The 23,798-nt window shown below is 65.2% G+C and carries 21 protein-coding genes and 1 tRNA gene; 6 read left to right on the forward strand and 16 right to left on the reverse strand.

The window, feature by feature from the left end; genetic code table 11:
• Positions 1 to 11: 11 nt before the first annotated feature.
• Genes KF892_05295 through KF892_05310 form a run of 4 tightly spaced genes read left to right on the forward strand, consistent with a single transcriptional unit; the run spans position 12 to position 2,328 of the window.
• On the forward strand, positions 12 to 803 hold the full coding sequence (locus tag KF892_05295) for a DUF3106 domain-containing protein (protein ID MBX3624406.1): 792 nt from the start codon (positions 12 to 14) through the stop codon (positions 801 to 803).
• Positions 800 to 1,336 carry an RDD family protein gene (locus KF892_05300; protein ID MBX3624407.1) on the forward strand — a complete coding sequence of 179 codons (537 nt, stop codon included), beginning with the start codon at positions 800 to 802 and terminating at the stop codon, positions 1,334 to 1,336. The genes KF892_05295 and KF892_05300 overlap by 4 nt, the downstream gene beginning before the upstream one ends.
• A gap of 33 nt (positions 1,337 to 1,369) precedes the next feature.
• Positions 1,370 to 1,747, forward strand: a complete 378-nt coding sequence (locus tag KF892_05305; GenBank protein ID MBX3624408.1) for a diacylglycerol kinase — start codon at positions 1,370 to 1,372, stop codon at positions 1,745 to 1,747.
• Positions 1,744 to 2,328: a TIGR00730 family Rossman fold protein gene (locus KF892_05310; protein MBX3624409.1), complete on the forward strand. Its 585-nt coding sequence runs from the start codon at positions 1,744 to 1,746 to the stop codon at positions 2,326 to 2,328. Before KF892_05305 ends, KF892_05310 begins: the two co-directional genes overlap by 4 nt.
• 52 nt (positions 2,329 to 2,380) lie before the next feature.
• On the opposite strand, the gene KF892_05315 is transcribed toward KF892_05310, so the two are convergent.
• Positions 2,381 to 2,719 (reverse strand): P-II family nitrogen regulator, encoded by a 339-nt coding sequence (locus tag KF892_05315; protein ID MBX3624410.1) that lies wholly within the window; start codon positions 2,717 to 2,719, stop codon positions 2,381 to 2,383.
• Positions 2,720 to 2,754: 35 nt separating this feature from the next.
• Positions 2,755 to 4,428: an NAD+ synthase gene (locus tag KF892_05320; protein ID MBX3624411.1), complete on the reverse strand. Its 1,674-nt coding sequence runs from the start codon at positions 4,426 to 4,428 to the stop codon at positions 2,755 to 2,757.
• Between KF892_05320 and KF892_05325 the strand changes: the two genes are divergently transcribed.
• Complete coding sequence (locus KF892_05325; protein MBX3624412.1) at positions 4,429 to 5,598, forward strand: N-acetyltransferase; 1,170 nt, start codon at positions 4,429 to 4,431, stop codon at positions 5,596 to 5,598.
• On the opposite strand, the gene KF892_05330 is transcribed toward KF892_05325, so the two are convergent.
• Together KF892_05330 and ppa are read right to left on the reverse strand one after the other, a co-directional pair.
• A complete protein-coding gene (locus tag KF892_05330) occupies positions 5,588 to 8,308 on the reverse strand; it encodes an insulinase family protein (GenBank protein ID MBX3624413.1) in 2,721 nt (906 codons plus the stop codon). The two genes, KF892_05325 and KF892_05330, sit on opposite strands and share 11 nt — an antisense overlap.
• Positions 8,309 to 8,423: 115 nt before the next feature.
• The gene (gene ppa, locus KF892_05335; protein MBX3624414.1) at positions 8,424 to 8,957 is read right to left on the reverse strand and encodes an inorganic diphosphatase; all 534 of its coding nucleotides are present in this window, start codon (positions 8,955 to 8,957) and stop codon (positions 8,424 to 8,426) included.
• A gap of 243 nt (positions 8,958 to 9,200) precedes the next feature.
• Between ppa and KF892_05340 the strand changes: the two genes are divergently transcribed.
• The gene (locus KF892_05340; GenBank protein ID MBX3624415.1) at positions 9,201 to 11,402 is read left to right on the forward strand and encodes a sodium-translocating pyrophosphatase; all 2,202 of its coding nucleotides are present in this window, start codon (positions 9,201 to 9,203) and stop codon (positions 11,400 to 11,402) included.
• Between the two features lie 103 nt (positions 11,403 to 11,505).
• On the opposite strand, the gene KF892_05345 is transcribed toward KF892_05340, so the two are convergent.
• From KF892_05345 to KF892_05400, 12 genes are all read right to left on the reverse strand, one after another.
• Positions 11,506 to 11,582 (reverse strand) — tRNA-Pro (locus KF892_05345).
• Positions 11,583 to 11,623: 41 nt separating this feature from the next.
• Positions 11,624 to 12,079, reverse strand: a complete 456-nt coding sequence (locus KF892_05350) for a MerR family transcriptional regulator (protein ID MBX3624416.1) — start codon at positions 12,077 to 12,079, stop codon at positions 11,624 to 11,626.
• A 34-nt stretch (positions 12,080 to 12,113) separates the two neighbouring features.
• Entirely contained in the window at positions 12,114 to 12,482 is a 369-nt protein-coding gene (locus KF892_05355) for an integration host factor subunit alpha (protein ID MBX3624417.1), read from the reverse strand.
• 17 nt (positions 12,483 to 12,499) lie between these two features.
• The gene (gene pheT, locus KF892_05360; protein MBX3624418.1) at positions 12,500 to 14,920 is read right to left on the reverse strand and encodes a phenylalanine--tRNA ligase subunit beta; all 2,421 of its coding nucleotides are present in this window, start codon (positions 14,918 to 14,920) and stop codon (positions 12,500 to 12,502) included.
• Between the two features lie 18 nt (positions 14,921 to 14,938).
• A complete protein-coding gene (gene pheS / locus KF892_05365; protein MBX3624419.1) occupies positions 14,939 to 15,982 on the reverse strand; it encodes a phenylalanine--tRNA ligase subunit alpha in 1,044 nt (347 codons plus the stop codon).
• Between the two features lie 116 nt (positions 15,983 to 16,098).
• Positions 16,099 to 16,455 (reverse strand): 50S ribosomal protein L20, encoded by a 357-nt coding sequence (gene rplT / locus KF892_05370; GenBank protein MBX3624420.1) that lies wholly within the window; start codon positions 16,453 to 16,455, stop codon positions 16,099 to 16,101.
• A 19-nt stretch (positions 16,456 to 16,474) separates the two neighbouring features.
• A complete protein-coding gene (gene rpmI, locus KF892_05375) occupies positions 16,475 to 16,678 on the reverse strand; it encodes a 50S ribosomal protein L35 (protein MBX3624421.1) in 204 nt (67 codons plus the stop codon).
• Between the two features lie 123 nt (positions 16,679 to 16,801).
• Positions 16,802 to 17,299: a translation initiation factor IF-3 gene (infC, locus tag KF892_05380; protein MBX3624422.1), complete on the reverse strand. Its 498-nt coding sequence runs from the start codon at positions 17,297 to 17,299 to the stop codon at positions 16,802 to 16,804.
• A 128-nt stretch (positions 17,300 to 17,427) separates the two neighbouring features.
• Positions 17,428 to 19,347 carry a threonine--tRNA ligase gene (thrS, locus tag KF892_05385; protein ID MBX3624423.1) on the reverse strand — a complete coding sequence of 640 codons (1,920 nt, stop codon included), beginning with the start codon at positions 19,345 to 19,347 and terminating at the stop codon, positions 17,428 to 17,430.
• 191 nt (positions 19,348 to 19,538) lie between these two features.
• Positions 19,539 to 20,309, reverse strand: a complete 771-nt coding sequence (locus KF892_05390) for a class I SAM-dependent methyltransferase (protein MBX3624424.1) — start codon at positions 20,307 to 20,309, stop codon at positions 19,539 to 19,541.
• A 42-nt stretch (positions 20,310 to 20,351) separates the two neighbouring features.
• Entirely contained in the window at positions 20,352 to 21,434 is a 1,083-nt protein-coding gene (locus KF892_05395) for a phospholipase (protein ID MBX3624425.1), read from the reverse strand.
• A gap of 13 nt (positions 21,435 to 21,447) precedes the next feature.
• Positions 21,448 to 23,781, reverse strand: coding sequence for an RNA-binding transcriptional accessory protein (locus KF892_05400; GenBank protein MBX3624426.1), 2,334 nt, complete (start codon positions 23,779 to 23,781; stop codon positions 21,448 to 21,450).
• Positions 23,782 to 23,798: the final 17 nt, after the last annotated feature.

Below are 23,798 nucleotides of genomic sequence, written 5' to 3' on the forward strand. Positions count from 1 at the left end.
GAGTCGCGACCGTGCCCCCACTCTTCCGCCTCGACCGTCTCACGCGGCGCAGCAGCGCTTTCTGCGGTTTGGCGCTGGCATCGTTTGCGCTGCTCGCGATCGCCCTGCCGGGCGTGGCCCAGACGACTTCGACCGCCTCCAATACCAAAGGTGCGCAGGCGGTTCCACCGGGTGGTGTGACCTGGTCCTCCCTCAGCCCCAGCCAGCAGCATGCGCTGCGCCCACTCGAAGCCGAGTGGGGGCGCATTGACAGCCCGCGGCGCTCGAAGTGGCTCGAGATTGCCGATCGCTTCCCCTCGATGTCGCCCGCTGAACGGGCCCGCGTGCAGACCCGCATGACCGAATGGGCCAAGCTGACACCGCGCGAGCGCGGCCAGGCCCGCATGAACTTCCGCGAGGCCCAGCAGGTGCCCGCGCAGGAGCGCAAGGCCAAATGGGACGAGTACAACGCGCTTCCGCCTGAGAAGCGCCAGCAACTCGCGGCCAAAGCCGTGCCCTCGGCGCGCAAGCCGACCAGCGAGGTCGCTGCCGACTCGAGCCGGAAGTCGAACGTGGTGCCCAACCCGTCCTACGCCCCCAAACCCAAGCCGGTCGCCCCCACCGTGGCGCAAGCCCGCCCTGGGGCCACCACCAACCTGATCACCAAACGGCCGAACCCGCCCGCCCATCAACCCGCGGGGCTGCCGAAGATCGCGGTGACCTCGGGTTTCGTCGACCAGTCGACCCTGCTGCCCAAGCGTGGCCCGCAAGGGGCCGCGACCCGGTCGGCTGCGGCTCCAGCCTCAGCCCCTTCCCGTCAATGAGTTCGCTCCCAGCCGCCTCGGGCGGCGAATGGCAGGCACCCAGCCTGCGCCGCCGGTTCGCCTGCCTGCTCTACGAGTCGTTGCTGCTCTTTGGTGTCGGCCTCGTGTCCGGCGCCCTGGGCACGCTGCTCGTGAAGATCACCGGGCTGGCCTCGGCCAGCTCGCGCGACGCGTTGCTGCAAGGGGTAGGCATTGCGGTCTACGGCCTGTACTTCGTCTGGTTCTGGACGCGCCGTGGCCAGACGCTCCCCATGCAAACTTGGCGCATCCAGCTGGTGACGAGCCGCGGCGAACGCCTGGGAGTCGTCCGTGCCCTCGTGCGCTATGTGGCATGTGCCCTGTGGATCGCGCCCGCGGCCGTGCTGGCCAAGGTCAACCACTGGCCACCGGCCACGACGATGGTGGCTGTGGCCATCGGCGTCGTGGCGTATGGCCTGCTCGCCCTGCTCCACCCTCAGCGCCAGTTCTGGCACGACGCCCTGTGCGGCACGCGCCTCGTCACGGTGGATTCCGGCAAGCCTGTGGCCACATAAAACCATCGAATTCGCCGGGCACAATCGCGGCCCATGAGCAATTCTTTCAAGGGCCGCACCGGCCTTGACCGCATCGTCCGCGCCACCGGCTATTCGTTCGACGGCCTGAAGACGGCTTACCGAGGCGAGAGCGCCTTTCGGCAGGAAACCTGGCTCGCCGTCGTGCTCATCCCGGCATCGTTCTGGGTGGGCCGCAGCTGGGTCGAAGTAGCCCTGCTGGCTGGCAGTGTGCTGCTGGTGATGATCGTGGAACTGCTGAACTCGGGCATCGAGGCGGTGGTCGACCGCGTGTCGTTCGAGCTGCACGATCTCTCCAAGCGAGCCAAAGACCTGGCCAGTGCTGCCGTGTTCCTCTCGCTCGTGTTGTGCGGCAGCATGTGGGCGGCCGCGCTGTGGCATCGCTTCCTGTGAGCCACTTCTCGCTGTGCATCTATTGCGGCTCCAAGGTCGGGCTGCACGTGGGTTATGAAGCCGCCGCTCGCCGGGTCGGCACGCTGATCGGCGAGCGTGGATGGCAGCTCGTCTACGGCGGCGGCAACGCCGGCCTGATGGGCGCCGTGGCGAACGCGACGCTCGCCGCAGGCGGTCGGGTCGTCGGTGTGATCCCGAAATCGCTGATGGACCGCGAGCACGGCCACACCGGCCTGCATGAGCTGCACGTGGTCGACACCATGCACCAGCGCAAGCAGATGATGGCCGAGCGGGCCGACGCCTTTCTCGCCCTGCCAGGCGGCATCGGCACTTTCGAAGAACTGTTCGAGGTGTGGACGTGGCGCCAGCTCGGCTACCACGACAAGCCGGTCGGCCTGCTCAACGTCGAGGGCTATTACGACCGGCTCCTAGCCTTCCTCGACCACAGCGTCGCGCAAGGCTTCGTGCTTCCTGCACAGCGCCCGCTGCTGCAATCGTCATCGGATCCGGTCGAGTTGCTCGACGGCCTGTCGCATGACGCAAAGTCAGCCACCGCCCCCGACGACTACCGAAAGATCTGACCCAACAAAAAGCCCGCTTGAAGCGGGCTTTTTCGTGAGCGAAGAAGAAAGCTCAGACGGCCGCTTCGTCGGTCTCGCCGGTGCGGATGCGCACCACCTGCTCCACCGCCGTGACGAAGATCTTGCCGTCGCCGATCTTGCCGGTCTTGGCGGCTTTCACGATGGCCTCGATGCAGCGGTCGACGTCGCCGTCTTTGACCACCACCTCGACCTTCACCTTCGGCAGGAAGTCGACCACGTATTCCGCGCCGCGGTACAGCTCGGTGTGGCCCTTCTGGCGGCCGAAGCCCTTGACCTCGGTCACGGTGAGCCCCGTCACGCCAACCTCGGCGAGGGCTTCACGCACTTCTTCGAGCTTGAAGGGCTTCACGATCGCGGTGATCTGTTTCATGACGGACTCCGGGGCAGCAAAAAGATGGGCGTAGTTTAAGCGCGGAACTTCGAGGTCACGGGGTAGCGCCAATCCCTACCGAAGGCACGATGGGTAATGCGGATGCCCACCGGCGACTGGCGACGTTTGTATTCGTTGATCTTGATGAGTCGCGTGACGCGCTCCACATCGGCGGGTGCGAAGCCGGCCGCGACGATCTCCTCGATGCTCTGGTCTTCTTCCATGTAGCGCTGCAGGATGGCGTCGAGCACCTCGTAGGGCGGCAGGCTGTCCTGGTCCTTCTGGTCGGGGCGCAGCTCGGCCGAAGGCGGGCGCGTGATGATGCGCTGCGGAATGACCTCGCGGCCCTGGGCGTTCTTCCAGTTGGCCAGGCGGTAGACGAGCGTCTTGGCCACGTCCTTGATCACGGCGAAGCCGCCGGCCATGTCGCCGTAGAGCGTGCAGTAGCCGGTCGCCATCTCGCTCTTGTTGCCGGTGGTCAGCACGATGGAGCCGAACTTGTTCGACAAGGCCATCAGCAGGATGCCGCGCACGCGGGCCTGGATGTTCTCTTCGGTGGTGTCTTCCTTCAGGCCGGCGAATTCGGATGCCAGGCTTTGTCGGAAAGCTTCGAACATCGGCACGATCGAAATCTCGTCGTAGCGCACACCCAGGCGTTCGGCCATGTCGCGCGCGTCGATCCAGGAGATGTCGGCCGTGTACGGCGACGGCATCATCACCGTGCGCACCTTCTCCGGCCCGAGCGCATCCACCGCCACCGCCAGCACCAATGCCGAGTCGATGCCGCCACTCAAGCCGAGCAGCACGCCGGGGAAGCCGTTCTTGCCGATGTAGTCGCGCACGCCGGTGACGAGCGCACCCCAGGCCTGCGCTTCGATCTCGGGCACCGACGCGACCGTGCCCTGCACCTCGCTCGCACTCACCTCGACCAGCAGCAGCGACTCTTCGAAAAACGGCGCACGGGCGCCGACCCGCCCGCTCGCATCGAGTGCAAACGAGGCGCCATCGAACACCACTTCGTCCTGCCCGCCGGTGAGGTGCGAATACAGCACCGGCATGCCGATGTCTTGCGCGCAAAGGCGCATGCGCTCCTCGCGCTCGGCCACCTTGCCCAGGTGAAACGGCGACGCGTTCAGCACGCACAACACCTGGGCCCCCGCCGCTTTCGCCGCACGCGGTGGCTCATCGAACCACGCGTCTTCGCAGATGTTGATGCCGAACTTCAGCCCGCCGACCTCGACCACCAGCGCACCCTGCCCTGCGTCGCGGCCCGAGGCAAAGTAGCGCCGCTCGTCGAACACCTGGTAGTTCGGCAACTCGCGCTTGCAGTACGTCGCCACGACACGACCGCCATCGAGCACCGACGCCGCGTTGTAGCGCTGCTGCACGGCATGCGACTTCGACCTAACATCGCCGCGCTCACCCCATTGATGCGGATGCCCCACCACCACATGCAGCCCCGGCAGATCGGCCAGCGCTTGCGCGCATTCGGCGAGCGCCTGCGCACACGACTGCATGAAGGCCGGGCGCAGCAGGAGGTCTTCCGGGGGGTAGCCGCACAGCGCGAGCTCGGGTGCGAGCACCAGTTGCGCACCCTGCGCATGCGCACGCCGCGAAAACTCGACGATCTTGCGGGCGTTGCCGGCCAGATCGCCGACCGTTGCGTTGATCTGCGCGAGTGCGACCTTGACCCTGGCGTTCGATGACATATGCGTGAGGAAAAAAGCTCAAAGAATTATGTCATCCGGGTCCACGACCACCCGGGTGATGTGGACGCCGCGCAGTGGAATGCGCTGCTCCATCAGCAGCCCAGCGCCACGCCCTTCATGCGGCACGAGTACCTCGTGGCGATGCACGAGTCGAAGAGCGCGATCGACCAGACCGGGTGGCAACCCCAGTTCCTCACCGTGTACGACGATGACGCACTCGTCGCGGCCTGCCCGTTGTACCTGAAGTCGCATTCCTACGGCGAATACGTCTTCGACTGGGCGTGGGCCGACGCCTACCAGCGCCATGGCCTGCGCTACTACCCGAAGCTGCTGAGCGCCGTGCCCTTCACGCCGGTGCCCGGCCCTCGCCTGCTGGCGTGCGACGCCGCGGCACGCGTGGCGCTCCTGCGCGGCATGGCGCAGATCGCAGCCGATGCCAAGCTCTCGTCGGCCCATGTGCTCTTCCTCGATGAAGCCGACCAGCAGGCCGCACGGGACGCCGGCTGGATGATGCGCAGCACCGTCCAGTTCCATTGGCAGAACCGCGAGCCGCAGCGCTACGCCGACTTCGCCGAATTCCTCGCCAGCCTGCAGCGCGAGAAGCGCAAGAAGATCCAGCAGGAGCGCCGCAAGGTGGCCGACGCGGGTGTCACGTTCACCGCGCAGCAAGGAGGCGAGATCTCACGCGAGGACTGGGACTTCTTCTACCGCTGCTACACCCGCACCTACCGCGAGCACCACTCGTCGCCCTACCTCACGCGCGACTTCTTCCAGCGCATGGCCCACACGATGGCCGAGAACTGGCTGCTCTTCATTGCCCGCCGCGGCGACACGCGCATCGCCGCGTCGCTGATCGCCATCGACCCCGGGCGCCGCGCCGCCTACGGCCGCTACTGGGGCGCGACCGAGCACGTCTCCTGCCTGCACTTCGAGGCCTGCTACTACCAGCCGCTCGCCTGGTGCATCGCGCAGGGCTACCAGCGTTTCGAAGGTGGCGCCCAGGGCGAGCACAAGATGGCGCGCGGGCTGCTGCCGGTGCAGACCTGGTCGGCACACTGGCTGGCGCACCCGCAGTTCGCGCAAGCCGTGGCCGATTTCCTCGAACGTGAAGGTGCCGGCGTCGAGAGTTACCTCGACGAGTTGAACGAGCGTCAGCCCTTCAAGGCTTGAAGTCGCCAGAGACCGCCGTCACGAAGCTCTCAGGCTTCACGTACTTGCGCAGCGCGGCGTTCACCTGCTCCAGCGTGAGCTTGCCCAAGGCCTCGTCGACCCGGGCCGACACCGCAAACGTGCGGTTGAGGTCAAGGTTCGCCGCGAGCGCTGCGGCCAGGTTGCGGTCTTGTGCGCGCGACAACTGGCGGAACGCCAGCAGGCCTCGCTTGCCTTCGGTGAGCTCTTGCGCGGTGAAGCCCTCCTTCAGCGCACGCGCCAGCTCGTCACGGAAGGCGGCTTCCACTTTCGCCAGGTTCTGCGGCGCGAAGATGGCGCTGCCCTGCAGCATGGAATGCGGCTCGTGGCTGTTCCAGATGATGCCGGTGCGCACGTCGTAAGACAGGCCCTCGTTTTCGCGGATGCGCTTCCACAGCCGCGATTGGCCTCCTGTGCCGAGCAGGTAGTTGGCCATCGACAAGGCCGGGTAGTCTTCGTCGAGGTCGTGCAACGGCACGCTCTGGCGCACGAGCAAGGTCGCGTTCTGCTTGTCGGGTGCGGCGAGCTGCAGTCGCTGCGGCTTCACCGGCGCGATCGGGCGTGGCACGCGGGTGTAGGGCTCGCCGCCCGTCCAGCCACCGAGGGCCTTGTCGAGCGCAGCGCGCACCGAGGCGACGTCCATGTCACCGGCCGCGCCGAACTCGCTGCGTGCCGCGCTGTAGAAGCGCTTGTGGAAGGCCTTGAGCTGGTCCGCGGTGACGGCGTTGATGTCGCTCACCATCTCGTCGAAGCTGCTGGTGTAGCGCACGTCACCACGCGGGTACGGGTTCATGGCACGCGACACCGCGTTCTCCGCAAGCGCCTCGGGCTCCTTGCGCTGCTGCTCGATGTCGGCCAGCGCGGCGCGCTTCAGCTCGTCGAGCACTTCGGGCGGGAACGACGGGTTACGCAGCACGTCGCCGACGAGCGCGATCGCCTCGGGCAAGGTTTCGCGGCGCGAGGTCAGGCTCACCGTAACGACCCCACCGCCACCGCCGATGCGCATCTCGGTCTTGAGCGCATCGAGCCGGTCCTGGATTTGCTGGCGCGAGAGCGTGGTCGTGCCCTTGTCGAGCATGGCCGCCACGAACTCGGGCAACTCGCCTTGCCCGAAGAGCGTCTTCTCGTCACCGAAGCGCAGAGTGAGCAGCGCGGTGACCGCACCGCCCCGCGCACCTTTGGGCAACAGGGCAACCTTCAGCCCACCCAGCTCGAAGCGCTGCGTGAGGCGGTCGATGTTGGCGGGTGTCGCATCGAAGGCCTGCACCGCCACGGCAGCGGCTTGCGGCTTGAAGCTCTTCAGTTCCGCCGCCACGTCGGCCCGGCGCGGAAGCGGCGCGCGCACCGGCGCGTCAACCGGCAGGTAGGTGCCGAGCGTGCGGTTCGACGGCAGCAGGCGCTCGACCGCCACGCGCTGCACGTCGGCGAGCTTCACGTCTCGCACACGGTCGCGCAGCAGGAAGAAGAGACGCCAATCGCCCTGGGCCACCGATTCGCTGAGCGCCACGCCCACCGTCTCGGGGTTGGTGAAGGCCTGTTCCCACGCCTTCAGCCACTGCGCCTGGGCGCGCTTGAGTTCCTCTTCGGTGACGGGCTCCTTGGCGATGGACTCGACGGTGGCGAGCAGCTCGTTGCGCGCCTTGTCCACGTCGAGGCCCGGCGCCAGCTGCGCGCCGAAGATCGCGAAGCCCGGCTCGGCCAGGCCTTGCGAAAAGGCATACGTTCCGGCCGCGAGCTGCTTCGCGGTCAGCCGCTTGTGCAGCCGGCCCGACGGCGTGTCACCGAGGATCTGGTTGAGCACCTCGATGGCCGCGAAGTCGGGGTGGGCGGCAGGCGGCACGTGATAGGCCGCCATCAGCAGCGGCACGCCGCCCGTGCGGCGCAGCGTGACGCTGCGCTCGCCGTCTTGCACCGGGTCGAGCGTGTACTGCGTGGGCAGCTTGCGCGCGGGCTTCTTCAGCTTGCCGAACGATTGCGCCACCCAGGCCAGCACCTTGGCCTGGTCGAACTTGCCGGCCACGATGAGCGTGGCGTTGTCAGGCTGGTAGTACTGGCGGTAGAAGGCCTGGAGGCGCGGGATATCGACGTTTTCAACGTCGGTGCGCGCGCCGATCGTGTTCTTGCCGTAGTTGTGCCACTGGTACATGGTGGCCAGCGTCTTCTCGAAGAGGATGCGCTCGGGGCTGTTCTCGCCCATCTCCATCTCGTTGCGCACGACCGTCATCTCGGTGTCGAGGTCTTTGCGGGCGATGAAGCTGTTGACCATCGCATCGGCCTGCCAGTCGAGGTACCACTTCAGGTTTTCGTCGTTGCTGGCGAAGCTCGCGAAGTAGTTGGTGCGATCGAACCACGTACTGCCGTTGGCGTTCAGGCCACGCTTGGTGAATTCGCCCAGCGCATTGCGCGTTTTCGGCGTGCCCTTGAAGAGCAGGTGCTCGAGCAGGTGCGCCATGCCGGTCTCGCCGTAGTTCTCATGCCGCGAGCCGACGTGGTAGGTCATGTTGACCGTGGTGGTCGGTTTGGCTTCGTCGGGAATCAGCAGCAGCTGCAAGCCGTTGGTGAGGCGGTACTCGGTGATGCCCTCGACCGACTGCACCTTGCTCACACCGGGCGGCAGCGCTTGCGCCAAGACAGGCGGCACGAAAGCCAACAACGCAAGATGGAAAGCGGCCCACCAGATTCGACGCAGCATCGGCACCTCTCGGATCAACGGAAAGTCAGTGTAGAGCCGGGTCGATGGCCCGAGTTCCGGCATGAAAAAGGGGAGCCGCAGCTCCCCTTCTTTGTCATCAATACAAAAGCGCGACTTACTTGCCGGGCTTGTAGGCCGCGATGCCGTTCGCGATCTCCTGGCGGGCCGACTCGGGGCCTTCCCAACCGACGACCTTCACCCACTTGCCGGCTTCGAGGTCCTTGTAGTGCTCGAAGAAATGCTGGATGGCCTTGAGGCGCATCTGGTTGATGTCTTCCGGCTTCTGCCAGTGCGTGTAGATCGGCAGGATCTTGTCGATGGGCACGGCGAGCACCTTGCTGTCGCCGCCGGCCTCGTCTTCCATCTTCAGCACGCCGATGGCGCGGCAGGTGACCACCACACCAGGGGTCAACGCAAACGGCGTGATCACGAGCACGTCGACCGGGTCACCGTCATCCGACAGCGTCTGCGGCACGTAGCCGTAGTTGCAGGGGTAGTGCATCGCCGTCGTCATGAAGCGGTCGACGAAGAGTGCGCCGCTTTCCTTGTCGACCTCGTACTTGATCGGGTCGGCGTTCATCGGAATCTCGATGATGACGTTGAATTGCTCGGGCGCCTTGGCGCCGGGGGTCACGTTGTGAAGGCTCATGGTCTCGGTCTCTAGTCGTAATGCGCGGGAAAACCCGAAGTGTAGCCGCCACATCCTTACGCGAACCCTCGCGGGCACCCCTTGAATGACCGATGGAAAACACCATGCGCGCTTCGTTTGCCAGGGTCAGGGCCATCCCGTAGCATGCGCCGCAGACCCGGCCGTACCCCGCCCCCGGGGTGAAGTAGTGCCTGGCGCAGTCTCTCTCACGTGTTTGAACAACCGATAAGAGGAGTCCCACTGATGTCGACGAACCTGGCGCTTTACTTTGCGCTTGCCTGCGGCATTGCCGCAGTTTTATACGGCTTCGTTCAGAGAAGCTGGATCCTGGGCCAGAACGCTGGCAATGCCCGCATGCAAGAAATCGCGGGTGCCATCCAACAGGGCGCCGCGGCGTACCTGGCCCGCCAGTACCGAACGATCGGCATCGTCGGCGTGGTGCTCGCCGTGCTCATCGGCATCTTCCTCGACGTGACGACGGCCGCTGGCTTCGTCGTCGGCGCCGTGCTCTCGGGCGCTTGCGGCTTCATCGGCATGAACATCTCGGTGCGTGCCAACGTGCGCACCGCGCAGGCCGCAACGCAGGGCATCGGCCCGGCGCTCAACGTGGCGTTCAAGGGCGGCGCGATCACCGGCATGCTGGTGGTGGGGCTCGGCCTGCTGGGCGTGACGGTCTTCCTGCTGTACCTGCTCAACGGTGGCAGGCCCGTCGCCGACGGCACGCTGTCGACGCTGCTCAAGCCGCTGCTGGGCTTTGCCTTCGGCTCGTCGCTGATCTCGATCTTTGCGCGTCTGGGCGGCGGCATCTTCACCAAGGGCGCTGACGTCGGCGCCGACCTGGTGGGCAAAGTCGAAGCCGGCATCCCCGAAGACGACCCGCGCAACCCCGCCGTGATCGCCGACAACGTGGGAGACAACGTGGGCGACTGCGCCGGCATGGCGGCCGACCTCTTCGAGACCTACGCGGTGACGCTGATCGCCACCATGGCGCTCGGTGCGCTGATGGTGACGGGTGGCGCGATCAACGCGGTCGTCTTCCCGATCGTGCTGGGTGCCGTGTCGATCATCGCGTCGATCATCGGCTGCAGCTTCGTGAAGGCCTCGCCCGGCATGAAGAACGTGATGCCGGCGCTCTACCGCGGCCTCATCGTCGCGGGCGTGCTGTCGCTGATCGCCTTCTTCTTCGTGGCACGCACCATGTTCCCGGCGCCCGTGGCGCTGGCCGGTGGCGGCACCGTGAGTGCGATGTCGCTCTTCGGTGCCTGCGTCGTGGGCCTGGTGCTGACCGCCGCGATGGTGTGGATCACCGAGTACTACACCGGCACCGACTACAAGCCGGTGCAGCACGTGGCGCAAGCCTCGACCACAGGCCACGGCACCAACATCATCGCGGGCCTCGGCGTGTCGATGAAGTCCACCGCGTGGCCGGTGATCTTCGTGTGCATCGCCATCTTGGCGTCGTACTGGCTGGCAGGCCTCTATGGCATCGCCATCGCCGCGACGTCCATGCTCAGCATGGCTGGCATCGTGGTGGCGCTCGACGCCTACGGCCCGATCACCGACAACGCCGGCGGCATCGCCGAGATGGCCGAGCTGCCCGACAGCGTGCGCGACATCACCGACCCGCTCGATGCGGTGGGCAACACCACCAAGGCGGTGACCAAGGGCTACGCGATCGGCTCGGCCGGCCTTGCGGCGCTCGTGCTCTTCGCCGACTACACGCACGCGCTCGAGTCGCGCGGCATGCACGTGAGCTTCGACCTGTCGAACCACATGGTGATCGTGGGCCTCTTCATAGGCGGCCTGATCCCCTACCTCTTCGGCGCGATGGCCATGGAGGCCGTGGGCCGCGCCGCAGGTTCGGTGGTGGAAGAGGTGCGCCGCCAGTTCCGGGACATCAAGGGCATCATGGAAGGCACCGGCAAGCCCGAATACGGCAAGGCGGTCGACATGCTGACCACCGCTGCGATCAAGGAAATGATCGTCCCGAGCCTCTTGCCGGTGGTCGTGCCGATCCTCGTCGGCCTGCTGCTCGGCCCGGCCGCACTCGGCGGCCTGTTGATGGGCACCATCGTGACCGGCCTCTTCGTCGCCATCTCGATGTGCACCGGCGGCGGCGCATGGGACAACGCCAAGAAGTACATCGAAGACGGCCACCACGGCGGCAAGGGCTCCGATGCGCACAAGGCGGCCGTGACCGGCGACACCGTGGGCGACCCCTACAAGGACACGGCCGGCCCCGCCGTGAACCCGCTGATCAAGATCATCAACATCGTGGCGCTGCTGATCGTGCCGCTGCTGCCGATGGCGTCTGCCACCAGCAGCACGGCAGCACACAGCACGCCGGCCGCTGCATCGGCACCCGCCGCAGCAATGCCAGAGGCGGCCGCGTCGATGGCCTCAGCACCGGCTGCTCCAGCGGCTGCGAGCGCGGCCAGCCAATAAGCGCGCATCGCACAACGGAAAGGGCTCCATCGGAGCCCTTTTTCTTTGGCCGCGAGAAAGCAAAAAGCCCGGCACCTTTCGGTACCGGGCTTGTGCTGTTCAATGGTCGGGGTGGCGGGATTCGAACTCGCGACCCCTTGCACCCCATGCAAGTGCGCTACCAGGCTGCGCTACACCCCGACGAGCCGCGCAGTATAGCCTGAAAAATCCGGGCTTCCGCCTCAGACGACGAGCAAGCCGCGAATGGAGATGAGCTCCTGTCGCATCTGCCCCATCGACACTTCGGTGGTGATGACTTCGGGGACGGGCACAGGCTCCTCCGCAGCCGACGCGGCCGTGTCATCGGCCACCATCACGTCACCCTCGTCGAGGCCTTCCAGGTCTTTGCCGTCTGAGACCGAAGCTGGTTCGCCACGGCTGTGGACCAGCTCGGTCAGCCGGTTGCGTGCGCCACTGATGGTGAAGCCCTGCTCATACAACAGCTCGCGAATGCGGCGGATGAGCAGCACCTCATGGTGCTGGTAATAGCGGCGGTTGCCCCGCCGCTTCATGGGTTTGAGCTGCGTGAACTCCTGTTCCCAATAGCGCAGCACATACGGCTTCACGCCGCACAAATCGCTCACTTCTCCGATGGTGAAGTAGCGTTTGGCAGGAATGGCGGGAAGCGCTTTCTCCATTTAAATCAATAAGATCAGGAGAGAAAGCTAGACTTTACTCGAAGTCGTCTCCCGCAGGGATGTCGCCTTGGACAACCCCCTTAAGTTTGTGGCTCGCGTGAAATGTGACGACGTTGCGGGCCTTGATCGGGATGGCCTCGCCCGTGCGCGGGTTACGGCCGGGCCGCGGCGCCTTGCGGCGAATGTTGAAGTTGCCAAACCCCGACATCTTGACGTCTTCTCCCGCAACCAGCGTGCCATGGATGATGTCGAAGAAGGCTTCGACCATGTCCTTGGATTCGCGCTTGTTCAGCCCGAGCCGCTCGAACAACAGCTCAGCCAGCTCGGCCTTGGTCAGCGTCGGCGTCTCCAGCGTCGGGAGAATCACCCGGTCGGGCGCTTTCTCTGGAGGTGGGGTGCTCATTCGGGTTATCCAGTAGGTCAAGCGCGCAGCCGAACGCCGAGCTTCTGGCTGAGCGCAGCCACCACGTCAGCCTTGACCGACTCGATGCGCTCGTCGGTCAGCGTGCTCGAGTCGTCCAGGATCTCCAGGCGCAGCGCCAAGCTGCGCTCACCGGCCGCCATGTCGGTCGACGCTCCGGCGGCGGGCTTGTAGACGTCGAAGAGCTTCACCGAGCGCACGAGTTGCGAGTTCGCCGCTTTGGCAGCGTCGATCAGCGCATCGTGGCTCACCTGCTCACCAGCGATCACCGCGATGTCGCGCCAGGCAGATTGCTGGCGCGGAATGGATTGGAAGGCCGGCAGTGGCTGCTCCATCAGTGCCGCCGCATCGAGTTCAAACACCACTGGCGTGCCCGGAAGCTCGTAGGCCTGGCGCCACTGCGGGTGCAACTCGCCGACGAAGCCGATGGCGCGGCCATCGACCTCGACACGCGCCGAACGCCCCGGGTGCAACGCAGGGTGAGTCGCCGGCACGAAGCGCGCGACACGTGGCGCCAGCAGCGCTTCCACGTCGCCCTTCGCATCGAAGAAATCGACTTGGCGTGCCTTGGTGCCCCACTGGAGCTCGTCGACCGACTCGTAAGCCAACCCCGCCACGCGCATCGGCTGTTCGATGCCCGCCACCGTGCCCACACCATCGATCACAGCCGCATCTCGCTTGAAGACACGCCCGACCTCTGAAATGCGCACCCGCGTGGCCTTGCGGGCGAGGTTGAAGCGCAGCACCGAAACGAGGCTGCCGATCAGGCCCGAGCGCATCACCGACAGCGGGCTCGCAATCGGATTGAGCACGCGGATCGGGTTGTCATTGCCCGCAAGCTCGCGCTCCCAGCGTTCCTCGACAAAGCTGAAGTTGATCGTCTCCTGATAGTCGAGTGCCGCCAACGCATGGCGCAGCGCATGCACACCGCGGCGCGACTCGCTGCGCACATGCGCGCGGATCGGCGCCACCGGCGGGGTGTCGGGCAGGTTCTGATAGCCCAGCACGCGCACGACTTCTTCGATCAGGTCTTCCTCGATCTGCAAATCGAAACGCCAGCTCGGCGGCGTGACGGTCAGCAGGCCCGGCGCTTCGGTCACGTCCAGGCCCAGGCGGCGCAGCACTTCCACGCACTGGGCCTGCGTGACCGGCATGCCGATCACCTTGGCTGCGCGCTCGACGCGCAGCGGCACCGGCTTGCGTGCCGGCAGCTCGGTCGTCTGGTCATCCATCGCACCCGGCTCACCACCGCAGATGTCGAGGATGAGCTGCGTGATGCGCTCGATGTGCTCAACCGTCTGCGCTGGATCGACGCCACGCTCGAAACGATGACCAGCATCGGTGCTGAAGTTGTAGCGGCGCGAACGCCCTGCCACCGCCTCGGGCCACCAGAAGGCAGCCTCGACGTAGACGTTGCGCGTGTCGTCGGACACGGCCGTTGCATCACCACCCATGATGCCGGCGAGCGACTCGACGGCCCGATCGTCAGCAATCACCCCGACCTGCTCGTCGACTTCGATCGTGTTGCCGTTCAACAGTTTGAGCTGCTCGCCTTTGCGACCCCAACGCACGACGAGGCCGCCGTGGATCTTGTCGAGATCGAAGATGTGCGATGGGCGGCCGTACTCGAACATCACATAGTTCGAGATGTCGACGAGTGCCGTCACCGAGCGCTGGCCACAACGCGCAAGGCGGTCGATCATCCATGCAGGAGTTTTTGCCTTGGTGTCGACGTTGCGGATGATCCGGCCCGAGAACCGCCCGCACAGATCGGGCGCTTCGATGCGCACCGGCAGCTTGTCGGCGTGAGCCACTTTCGCCTTCGCGAAGTTCGGTTTCAGCAACGGCGATCCCGTCAGCGCTGCCACTTCGCGTGCGATGCCGTAGACGCTCAAGCCGTGCCCGAGGTTCGGCGTGAGCTTGAGCGTGAAGAGCGTGTCGTCGAGTTTCAGGTGCTCGCGGATCGAGGCACCCACCGGCGCGTCGTCGGCGAGGATCAAGAGACCGCCGTGGTCCTCCGACAATTTGAGTTCGCGGGCCGAGCACAACATGCCCTGGCTCTCAACGCCGCGCAGCTTGCCGAGCTTGATCTCGAACAGTGCACCGCCCTCTTCCGCCGGCGGCAACTTGGCGCCCACCAGCGCACATGGCACCTTGATGCCGGGACGCACGTTGGGTGCGCCACAGACGATGTTGAGCGTCGGGCCGCTGCCCGTGCGCACCTGGCAGACATTGAGGCGATCGGCGTTGGGATGACGCGCGACGTCCAGCACCTCGGCGACCACCACGTTGGAGAACGGCGGCGCGACCGGGCGCAGCTCTTCGACCTCCATGCCGGACATGGTCAGCAGGTCGGCCAACTGCTCGGTGTTGAGGGGCGGGTTGCAGAACTCCCGCAGCCAGGACTCTGGAAATTGCATCTCGTCGTCTGCTCTGGATTACTTGAATTGAGAGAGGAAGCGCAGGTCGCCTTCGAAGAACATGCGCAGGTCGCTCACGCCGTAGCGCAACATCGCCAGGCGGTCGATGCCCGAACCGAAGGCGAAGCCGATGTAGCGCTCCGGGTCGAGCCCCATGTTGCGCACGACCTGCGGGTGCACTTGGCCCGAGCCCGACACTTCCAGCCAGCGGCCCTTCAACGGCCCGCGTTCGAACATGATGTCGATCTCGGCGCTGGGCTCGGTGAAGGGAAAGTAGCTGGGGCGGAAGCGCAGCTTGAGCTCGGTCGTCTCGAAGAAGGCCTGGATGAAGTCGAGGTACATCGACTTCAGATCCTTGAAGCTCACGTTCTCGCCGATCCACAGGCCTTCGACCTGGTGGAACATCGGCGAGTGCGTGGCGTCGCTGTCGACGCGGTAGGTGCGGCCCGGCGCGATGACGCGGATGTCGGGCATCTTCGACTGGCCTTCGTACTTCTTCGCGTGCGCCTGGGCATATCGCACCTGCATCGGCGAGGTGTGCGGGCGCAGGTTGAGCCAGCGGCCTTCTGCGTCTTTCATGTCGACGTAGAAGGTGTCCTGCATCGAACGCGCCGGGTGGTTCTCGGGGTTGTTGAGCGCGGTGAAGCTGTACCAGTCGGTTTCGATCTCGGGGCCGTCGGCCACGTCGAACCCCATCGAGCCGAAGATCGCCTCGATGCGCTCCATCGTGCGGGTGATCGGGTGCAGGCCAGCGGTGCCGCGTTTGCGGCCGGGCAGCGTGACGTCGAGCGCTTCGGCTTTCAGCTGCGCCTGCAGTTCCGCATCGGCCAGAGCCTGGCGGCGTGCATTCAGCGCAGCTTCGACACGCTGCTTGGCGGCGTTGATGTCAGCGCCTCGGGTCTTCTTCTCTTCGGGCGATAGGGCGGCCAGGCCCTTGAGCAACTCGGTGACACGCCCGGCTTTGCCGAGGTAGCGCGCCTTGGCGTTCTCCAGATCGGCAGGTGCGGCGGCCTCGTTGAAGTCGGCCTGCGCAGCTTGCACCAGTTGATCGAGATCGTTCATCGGTTCAGTGGGACGGAAGAATGCGGATTCGGGACAAACAAAAAAGGCCGCACACGAGGTCGGCCTTTGAAAGCTTGCGTGCGCCGGGCCGTACTGCACCCGGCGTGATCACGACATCAAGCGAGCTGGGCCTTCACCTTCTCGACGATGCTGCCGAAAGCGGCAGGATCATTCACAGCCATGTCGGCAAGGACCTTACGGTCGATGTCAATGTTGGCCTTCTTCAGGCCGGCCATGAACTTGCTGTAGGTGACACCCAGGCCACGGCTCGCCGCGTTGATACGGGCGATCCAGAGCTGGCGGAACACACGCTTCTTGGTACGGCGATCGCGATAGGCATATTGCCCAGCGCGCATGACCGCTTCCTTGGCGATGCGGAATACGTTCTTGCGGCGGCCGCGGAAACCCTTGGCGAGTGCGAGAACTTTCTTGTGACGAGCACGTGCGGTTACACCACGTTTGACGCGAGGCATGACGTTTCCTTTCTAGAAATCAGAGACCGGCGAACGGCAGCATTTGCGCCATTCCTGCCATGTTGGTCTCGTGGACGCCGACAGCACCGCGGAGCTGGCGCTTGTTCTTCGTCGACTTCTTGGTCAGGATGTGGCGCTTGAACGCCTGACCGCGCTTGACGGTGCCACCCGGACGAACGCGAAAACGCTTCTTCGCACTGCTCTTGGTCTTCATTTTGGGCATGACTGCTCCTTCTAAATTGCTCCTGCAGGCGCCCGCGAAATCTCTCGCGGTCTTGTAAGCCTGCAGAGGCTTCTTGCATCGCCCTGGTGACCAAACCAAGGTGATGAACTCTTCAAACCAGCTCTATCGCTTCTTCGGCCCGAGGACCATGATCATCTGGCGGCCTTCGAGCTTGGGCATATTCTCGACCACCGAGCAATCTGCCAGGTCGTCGCGAATGCGCTCGAGAAGCCGCATGCCGATGTCCTGGTGGGTGATCTCGCGGCCGCGGTAGCGCAGCGTGACCTTGCCTTTGTCGCCGTCTTCCTCGATGAAGCGGCGCAGGTTGCGCAGCTTGATCTGGTAGTCGCCTTCATCGGTACCCGGGCGGAACTTGACTTCCTTGATCTCGATGACTTTTTGCTTGGACTTGGCTTCCGCCGCGCGCTTCTGCTCCTGGTACTTGAACTTGCCGTAGTCCATCAAGCGGCACACAGGCGGGTCGGCCTGCGCGGCGATCTCGACAAGGTCAACGTCCAGCTCACCTGCCATCCGCAAAGCTTCTTGCAGGGGGACGATGCCCAGCGGCTCGTTCTCCACCCCGTTCAGCCGGACTTCCGGCGCCATGATTTCGCGGTTCAGGCGGTGCTTGCGTTCCACGTTGGGAGCGCGGCGGTCAGCAAAGGTAGCGATAGTTCAAATCCTTCAGCGAACCCCAAGGCGACAGGGCCCAAAAACAATCAACGCGCGCCAGGCAACCGGACCTTTCGTCAAACACGATTGGCAATGTCACCCGCGATCTTCGAGCTGAAGTCGGCGAGGGGCATCACACCGAGGTCTTGGTTGCCGCGAGCGCGCACGGCAACAGCCCCGTTCGCCTTCTCCTTGTCACCAACGACCAGGAGGAACGGGACCTTTTGCAGGGAATGCTCGCGGATTTTACGGGTAATTTTCTCGTTGCGCAAATCGCTTTCGACTCTAAGCCCTTGTTTTTGAAGCGTTTTCACCACCTCCGAGGCGTAATCCGCCTGGTCGTCGGTGATGCTCATGACCACCGCCTGCACCGGCGACAGCCAGACCGGCAGCGCGCCCGCGTGTTGCTCGATCAGGATGCCGATGAATCGCTCCAGGCTGCCGACGATGGCCCGATGGAGCATCAAGGGCCGATGTCGGGCGCCGTCTTCACCCACGAAATCGGCGTCCAGGCGCTCCGGCAGGTTCGGATCGACCTGGATCGTGCCGCACTGCCAGGGGCGCCCGAGCGCATCCTTCAGCGTGTACTCGATCTTCGGGCCGTAGAACGCCCCCTCGCCCGGCAGGTACTCGAATTCACAGCCGGACGCACGCAAGCCGTCGGCCAGGGCGGCCTCGGCCTTGTCCCAGCTTTCTTCGGTCCCGATGCGGTTCTCGGGCCGCGTGGAGAGCTTGTAGATGATGTCGGTGAAGCCGAAGTCCTTGTAGACCTTCTGCAGCAGCGTCGTGAACGCCGTCACCTCGGCCTGGATGTGCGCTTCGGTACAGAAGATGTGACCATCGTCCTGCGTGAAGCCGCGCACGCGCATGATCCCGTGCAGGCCGCCCGTCGGCTCGTTGCGGTGGCACTGGCCGAATTCGCCGTAACGCAGCGGCAGCTCGCGGTAGCTCTTGATGCCTTGTTTGAAGATCAGGATGTGCCCGGGGCAGTTCATCGGCTTCAGCGCGTACTCGCGCTTCTCCGATTCCGTGGTGAACATGTTCTCGCGGTACTTGTCCCAGTGGCCGGTCTTCTCCCACAGGCCCTTGTCGAGGATCTGCGGCCCCTTCACCTCCTGATAGCCGTTCTCGCGGTAGACGCGGCGCATGTACTGCTCGACCTCCTGCCAGATCGTCCAGCCCTTGGGATGCCAGAAGACCGTGCCGGGTGAATGCTCGTCGATGTGGAAAAGATCCAGCTCACGCCCGAGTCGACGGTGGTCGCGCTTCTCGGCTTCCTCGAGCATGTGCAGGTACTGCTGCAACTCGTCTTTGGTGGCCCAGGCCGTGCCATAGACCCGCTGCAGCATCTCGTTGCGATGGTCACCGCGCCAATAGGCACCAGCCACCTTCATCAGCTTGAAGTGCTTCAACTTGCCCGTACTCGGCACGTGCGGGCCGCGGCAGAGGTCTTCGAACTTGCCTTCGCGGTACAGCGAGACGTCTTCGTTCGCCGGGATGCTCGCGATGATTTCGGCCTTGTAGTGCTCGCCCAGGCTCTTGAAATAGGCCACGGCCTCGTCGCGCGGCAGCACACGGCGCTCGACCTTCTCGTCCTTCTTCGCCAGCTCCGTCATCTTGGCTTCGATGGCGACCAGGTCTTCGGGCGTGAAGGGTCGCTTGTACGAGAAGTCGTAATAGAAGCCGTTTTCGATGACCGGGCCGATCGTGACCTGCGCCTCGGGGAAGAGCTCCTTCACCGCATACGCCAGCAGGTGCGCGGTCGAATGGCGGATGACTTCCAGTCCGTCGGCGTCCTTGTCGGTCAGGATCGCCAGCGTCGTGTCGGCTTCGATGCGGTGGCTGGTGTCGACGACCTTGGCCTCGGCGCCCTGCCCCACGCGGCCCGCCAAAGCGGCCTTGGCCAGGCCGGCACCGATGGAGGCCGCGACCTCGGCCACCGTCACGGGGCCTTCGAACTGACGCTTGGAACCGTCGGGCAACTGAATGGAAATCATGATGAGCAAACTCCAGAAAGCAAAAAGCGCGGTGACGAACCGCGCTTTTTGATGATGACGAGAAGAGACGTGACGAAGCCGCGGCCGACTAAACCTTTACCTGCCGGGTCGTAGTTCGCGGTGTCATAACCAGGGTGCCCTTCTCGCTCTTGTGGATTGCCAGTGGTGTACTGGGGAGCAGGAATTCTAGTTCAGCCCCGCGCGCGGTATTCGGAAAAGATGCCCAGTTCCACATACCGGCTCGACTCCAACAGACCTGCGGCGCTGAGCGACGCGATGACCTGGGCGGGCGGAATGCAGCCGGCGATGGTGTCCCAGTAATAGCGCCACAGCATCGGCGTGGTGGACGACTTCGACACGAAGCGCGCCAGCAGAGGCACCACACCGCGCATATAGGCCTTGAGCACCCAGGTGCCGAGCCGGCTCTGCGGCATCGTGATCTCGAGGATGAGCAATCGGCCGCCCGGCTTCAGCACGCGGCGGAACTCGGCACAAGCCTTCGAGAAGTCGCTGATGTGACGCAGCGCGTAGCCCATCACCAGGAAGTCGACCGAGGCGTCGGGCACCGGAATCTCTTCCGCACGGCCCAGCTTGCACACCACTTCAGCCGGCAGCTTGGCCTGAGCCATCATGCCGGGGCTGGGGTCGACACCGATCAGCTTCGACGGCTCGCCCGTGATCTTCAAAATCTCTTGCGACACGATGCCCGTGCCCATGCCCACGTCCACCACCATCATCCCGGGCTTGAGACCCGCGCGCTTCAGCGCACGCCCCCGGTAGCTCGGGCCGGTGCCAAAGCCCAGAATGGCTTCGAGCTTGTTGTAGTCGACCGCCGTGTCGTCGAAAGTCTTGCGCAGGAAACTCTCGCGGGCCTGCAGGTCGTCGGACGGGTAATAGTCCGGCAGCGGCTGGTGCGGAAGTTGAACGGCTTGGGCACTCGGGCGGCCTTGCGGCGTGGTCATGTACGGCTCCTCCTGTGGTGGACGACGGTCGTGTGTCGGTGATCAAAGTGGCAACGCGGCGATGGGCTCGCGCCGCTCGACGAGTTGCTGGAACTCGTCTCGCAGGCGTTCGCTCTCCGCCACTGCCTGCCTCCAGGCCCTCACCCGGGCAGGCACATCGTGGGTATAGCGTTTGAAATCGTTGCGGTCCGGGAGCTTGCCATTGGGAAGCGTGGCAATCCATTCGGGATTAGGCGATACAACCACCACATTATCCAGGTGGGCGCTGGCGCGATGGCGGTGCTTCAGCGCCTTGTCGAGCCAACCGGGAATAATCGTCTTCTGGAAGTGCGGATAGAGCACCAGGCCGTCGCGCAGCGAGGCGTAATTCAGGTGCAGGTGGTAGTCGGTGATGCCGCCGTCCCAATATGCACCGCGCGGGCCGCCGGGAATGTCGTGCACCGCATCCAGCCAGAATGGGATCGAGCAACTCGCCAGAATGCTCGGCTGCAGGTTCTGGGCATCGAGCGCGACGACGCGCGTGCTGTAGTCGTGGGTGTGCAGCGGGAAGGCATCACGCGCATCGGAAAAGATCACACGCTCGAGCCACGCCCCCATCGCCTTGCGGCTCACGACGTTGGTGGCGAAGGCGCCGAGGTAGCCCAGGGGCGTCGTGACCCGTGACAAGCGACGGCCTTCGCGCTTGAGCACGTGCCGCCCCCGGCTGGTGAACACATGCAGCCGAAACTTCGGATGGCTCAGCACCTGCGTTTCCTGGCCGGCGAAGTGCTCCAGCAGCTTGGCGCCAAACACCTCGCTCACGTGCGTGGGCGTGGGCGGCTTGCCGGCCTTGTGCTCGTATTCCTGCGTGATGTAGTCGTCGGCCAGTCGAGCGAAGGCCTGGCGCGGGTTGCCGAGACAGGCTGTCGCCATGCGCCACGCGCCGATCGACGCGCCGATGAGGTGAACGGGCTGCGTCACATCCTGCAACCACTCGCCGAAGATGAACTGATCGAGCGGGCCGAGCACCAGACCCTTCGGCCCCCCGGCCGCACCGGGGATGGCGCGCACGTCGGCCGCCGCGAGCCCGTGCTCGCGCAGGTGTTTGATTGCACGCGGGCCGGCGTGGACCTGCAGGGCTTGCATGACGACGGGCCGATCAGCGCTTGGTCTGCAGCTTGGCGAACGCAGCCGCCATCGCCGAAGGCGTCTGCGCCTGCCCGGGGGCACGCTGGCCGCCCATGCGCTCGCCGCGTGCTGCCGGCCGGTAGCTGTTGTCGCCGCGCTCACCCCGAGGTGCCGGCGCGGTGTCGAGCTTCATCGTGAGCGAGATGCGCTTGCGGGCCAGGTCGACCTCCAGCACTTTCACTTTCACGATGTCGCCCGTCTTCACCACTTCGCGCGCGTCGTTGACGAACTTGTTCGAGAGCTGGCTCACGTGCACCAGGCCGTCCTGGTGCACACCGAGGTCGACGAAGGCGCCGAATTGGGCCACGTTGCTCACTGTGCCTTCGAGCGTCATGCCCGGTTGCAGGTCCTTGATGTCTTCCACGCCGTCGTTGAAGCGCGCCACCTTGAAGTCGGGGCGCGGGTCGCGGCCGGGCTTTTCCAGCTCGGCGAGGATGTCCTTCACCGTGATGGCACCGAACTTGTCGTCGGCGAACGCCTCGGGCTTGAGCGCACGGATCACGTCGCTTCGGCCCATCACCTCGGTCAGTGGCTTGCTCACCTTGGCCAGGATCTTCTCGACGACCGGGTAGGTCTCGGGGTGCACGCCCGATTGGTCGAGCGGGTTCTCACCGCCGCTGATGCGCAGGAAGCCGGCGCTTTGCTCGAAGGTCTTGGCGCCGAGCCCGCTCACATCGAGCAACTGCTGTCGGCTCTTGAAGGCCCCGTTGGCATCGCGCCAGCGCACGATGCTGTTGGCCACCGCGGTGCTCAGGCCCGACACACGCGCCAGCAGCGGCGCCGAGGCGGTGTTGAGGTCCACCCCCACCGAGTTCACGCAGTCTTCGACCACGGCGTCGAGGCTCTTCGCCAACTCGCCCTGGTTCACGTCGTGCTGGTATTGGCCAACGCCGATGCTCTTGGGTTCGATCTTCACGAGTTCGGCCAGCGGGTCCTGCAGACGTCTCGCGATGCTGACGGCGCCACGCAGGCTCACATCCAGATCGGGCAGCTCCTTGCTCGCGAACTCGCTTGCCGAGTACACCGAGGCGCCCGCCTCGCTTACCACCACCTTCTCGATGTGGGTGCCAGGGGCGAGCTGCTGGATGCGCTTGATGAGGTCGGACGCCAGCTTGTCGGTCTCGCGGCTCGCCGTGCCGTTGCCGATGGCGATGAGGTTCACGCCGTGCGTGGCACACAGGCGACCCAGCGTGTGGATGGAGCCTTCCCAGTCCTTGCGCGGCTCGTGCGGGTAGACGGTGTTGGTGTCGAGCACCTTGCCGGTGGCATCGACCACCGCCACCTTCACGCCGGTGCGGATGCCGGGGTCAAGCCCCATCACCACGCGCGGGCCGGCGGGTGCGGCCAGCAGCAGGTCGCGCAGGTTTTCGGCGAACACCTTGATCGCCACCTTCTCGGCCTCTTCGCGCAACCGGCTGAAGAGATCGCGCTCGAGGCTCAGGCTGAGCTTGACCTTCCAGGTCCAGGCGATGGTCTTGCGGATCAGGTCGTCGGCGGGCCGCTTGGCGTGGCTCCAGCCCAGATGGCGGGCAATGCGCCCTTCGGCGAGCGTGGGCTGGCCGGGCACCACTTCTTCGTCGACCACCAGCTTGGCGTCGAGGATTTCCTGGGTGCGCCCGCGGAACACCGCCAGCGCCCGGTGCGACGGCACGCGGCCGATCGGCTCGTCGTAGTCGAAGTAGTCGCGGAACTTGGCCACGTCGGCGTTGTTCTCGTCCTTGCCGTCCATCAGCTTCGACTTGAGCAGGCCCTCTTCCCAGAGCCACTCACGCAGCTTGCCCACCAGCGCGGCGTCTTCCGCCCAGCGCTCACTGAGCAGGTCGCGCACGCCGTCGAGCACGGCAAACGCATCGGCAAAGCCGGCGTCGGCATTGATGAAGGCGGCTGCTTCGGCCGCGGGGTCGAGCGTGGGGTCGGCAAAGAGCTTGTCGGCCAGCGGCTCCAGCCCCGCTTCGCGGGCGGTCATGCCCTTGGTGCGGCGGCGCGGCTTGTAGGGAAGGTAGAGGTCTTCCAGTTCCTGCTTGGTGGGCACGGTTTCGATGGCCGCACGCAACTCGGGGGTCAGCTTACCTTGCTCATCGATGCTCTTGAGTACCGCGGCGCGGCGCTCTTCGAGCTCGCGCAAGTAGCCGAGGCGGCTTTCCAGCTCGCGCAGCTGCGTGTCGTCGAGGCCGTCGGTGGCCTCCTTGCGATAGCGGGCAATGAAGGGAACGGTGGCGCCACCATCGAGCAACTCCACCGCGGCGTTCACCTGGGCCGCGCGAACCTTCAGTTCGCCAGCCAACTGAAGAAGAATCTTGTTCAAGTACAGCGGTCCGCAGA

Source organism: Rhizobacter sp., from assembly GCA_019635355.1.
GTDB lineage: Bacteria > Pseudomonadota > Gammaproteobacteria > Burkholderiales > Burkholderiaceae_C > Rhizobacter.